Below are 2,308 nucleotides of genomic sequence, written 5' to 3' on the forward strand. Positions count from 1 at the left end.
CACCGGCATCAAGGCGATTGCAGATCTTGCCGATCCCGACATGGCGAAGAATTTCGACTCGAACGGAGACGGCCTGGGTGAAGTGTGGGTCGGGGCGTCGGGCTGGGCCTCGACGAATATCGAGAAGATCCGCGCCAGGAGCTACGGATACGACGAGACCATGGAGCTGCTGGAAATGGACGAGGCGCTGGCAATGGCCGACGTGGACGCCGCGGTCGCGAAGGACGCCAACCACGTCTTCTTTTGCTATACGCCCAACCACATGTTCGCGCTCTACGATCTGGTCATTCTGGAGGAACCCGCGTATGACGCGTCCAAGTGGGTAGTCATCCAGCCCACCGATGACCCGGAATGGCTGGAAAAATCGAGTGCTCCGGTCGCTTGGGACCTGGCCTATCTGCACGTCCACTACGCGACGGCTTTGGAGGAGACGCATCCGGAAGCTGCGGACTTGCTGAGCAAAATCGCGCTGACGACCGACCAGGTATCCCGGATGACATTCGCCCTCGTGGTTCAGAAGATGAGCCCGGGCGATTACGCCCAGCAATGGGCGCAGGAAAACGCCGAACTCGTGGATTCCTGGATGAAGTAGGACACCGGTCGTTACGGCGATGCCGGCGCCCGCCGGTTTCCCTCTTCTTCTATACGTCTTCGCGGCAAAGCGCTTGGCACAAGCAATGGACGCCGCCACCACCCAGGGTGAACATCGACATGTCCGGATCGAACACTTCGAACCCCAGCGCGCGCATGCGCGCGTTCAGGTCTTTGGCCCCGCGCATCGAGAGCACGCGGTCGTTGCCGAGCGCCACGAGGTTGACACCGAGGTTCCTGGCTTCTGCATAGCCGACCTCCACGAACTCGAAACCGCGCCCGCGGAGCAGCGCCACCAGCCAGTCCTCCAGTGCGTCAACGCAGGCCACGACCAATTTCGGAGCAAGCGGCACCACCAAGCCGTCCATATGCACGAACTCTCGCGAGATGGGCGCCACCACTGCCTCCCATCCCTGCTCCCGCACCCACGCCGCCACCTGTTCCGAGCCCTCGCGTTCGGAACGTTCGCCATTGTGGCCGATCAACACGAAGCCCGGCTCCAGGATGTTAAAATCGCCACCCTCGAAGTGACCGGCAGTGGCGTAGCGCCAGATCGGGATGCCGTTGTTCTGATAGAAGCGGATCGCCGTCACGTAGTCGGCACGCCGGCTCTTGAGCTGCATATGGCAGATCAGTGCGCCCCAGGGAGTCATGGCGCTCGAGTCGCGGGCGAAGAAGTTGCGATGCAGGACCTCGTCGGCATCCAGATAATGGCAAGTGACACCATTAGACTCGTAAATCTTCACCATCTCGGCGTGTTGCGACATAGCCGACTGGAGATTGAATTGGACTCCCGTGTGCTCTTGGTTGTTCAGCGTCCTCATGGCAATTGGACCGGCGTCGACCCAACGGTAGAATGCGGGTGTTCCCAAGAGTACGTCCTTGAGCGGCCCGTAGTCGTTATGAATCCCCCATCGGGGCGAGCTGGTGATCATAGGTTCTTCGTCCATATTTTAGTATGTGCCATGATTACACCATTTCTTGGCGCTATTCTCAAGGGAAAAGGGGACAGTAATTTCTGGCCAACACGTGACCTTTGTGGCCTTGGTATGCCTCCACATAATGACGGAGGACCAAAAGGAAAAGAACTCATTAGTTCCGCTTGTTCTGGGCAAATAGATGAACCAGGAGGGCGGGTTCGTGGGATTATCGGGAGAGAGCGGCAACCCTGCCGCCGGCGTAGGAAATGAGTGACCCGGTCATCAGGCTGCAGGGTGTGTGGAAAATCTTCGGTATGCGGGCCGACGGAGCGATGCGGGCGATCACGCAGGAGGGTCTCACCAAAGCGCAGGCGCTTGAGCAGTTCGGATGCGTTGTCGGCATAGCGGATTGCTCGTTCGAAGTGCCGCGCGGAGAGATATTTTGCGTGATGGGACTTTCCGGTTCCGGCAAGTCGACCATGGTACGCCATATCAATCGGCTGATCGAGCCGACCGTCGGGCGCATCGAAGTTCTCGGTCGAGACGTCCTTGCTCTCGGCGAAGGCGAATTAAGGAAGCTGCGCGCGACCCAGATAGGCATGGTGTTCCAGCACATGGCCCTGTTGCCGCACCGCACGGTCCGGGACAATGTCGCCTTCCCGCTGCAGGTACAGGGCCTGCCCAAATCGAGACGCTGGGAGATCTCCCAGCGCTTGCTCAACCTTGTCAAACTCGACGGTTACGAGGACCGCTTCCCGAGTGAGCTGTCGGGCGGTATGCAGCAACGGGTCGGGCTC

3 protein-coding genes are annotated in these 2,308 nt (G+C 59.8%); 2 read left to right on the forward strand and 1 reads right to left on the reverse strand.

Going from position 1 to position 2,308, the window contains the following annotated elements:
- A partial coding sequence (locus OXF11_04565; GenBank protein MCY4486371.1) for an amino acid-binding protein occupies window positions 1-592 on the forward strand: 592 nt, incomplete at its 5' end.
- A 49-nt stretch (window positions 593-641) separates the two neighbouring features.
- On the opposite strand, the gene OXF11_04570 is transcribed toward OXF11_04565, so the two are convergent.
- Entirely contained in the window at window positions 642-1,526 is an 885-nt protein-coding gene (locus tag OXF11_04570) for an arginine deiminase family protein (protein MCY4486372.1), read from the reverse strand.
- A gap of 251 nt (window positions 1,527-1,777) precedes the next feature.
- On the opposite strand from OXF11_04570, the gene OXF11_04575 reads away from it, so the two are divergent.
- The coding region (locus tag OXF11_04575) for an ATP-binding cassette domain-containing protein (GenBank protein ID MCY4486373.1) at window positions 1,778-2,308 on the forward strand (531 nt) is incomplete at its 3' end.

The organism is Deltaproteobacteria bacterium (genome assembly GCA_026712905.1).
In the GTDB taxonomy this organism is placed as follows: Bacteria; Desulfobacterota; Binatia; order UBA9968; family JAJDTQ01; genus JAJDTQ01.